The sequence below is a fragment of the Adlercreutzia equolifaciens genome, assembly GCF_029076695.1.
GTDB lineage: Bacteria > Actinomycetota > Coriobacteriia > Coriobacteriales > Eggerthellaceae > Adlercreutzia > Adlercreutzia equolifaciens_A.
The window spans coordinates 1-290 of the sequence record NZ_JARFIK010000590.1; the positions used below are offsets into that span (position 1 = coordinate 1).

Sequence of the window (290 nt, forward strand, 5' to 3'; positions counted from 1 at the left end):
CTGATCAATAAATTCTGTTGCCTGTGCGATTGTTGCTGCTTCAATCATCTCAGCTTCACTTCCATCCGGGTTGCCATATAAAATATTCGAAGCAATATCACCGGAGAACAGTACAGCTTTCTGCGGTACATATCCCAGTTTTTCACGCAGTTCATGCTGTGATACATCTCTGACATCTTTTCCGTCGATCGTGATCTTACCATCTGTAACATCATAAAATCTCGGGATCAGGTTTACCAGCGTAGACTTACCACATCCGGTACTTCCGATAAATGCCGTGGTCTTTCCCG

General features: G+C 44.1%; 1 protein-coding gene. It reads right to left on the reverse strand.

Annotated features, from left to right (window positions below):
* Positions 1-290 (reverse strand): ATP-binding cassette domain-containing protein (locus tag PZH32_RS13730; RefSeq protein ID WP_275208818.1); only part of this gene is annotated, 290 nt, incomplete at both ends.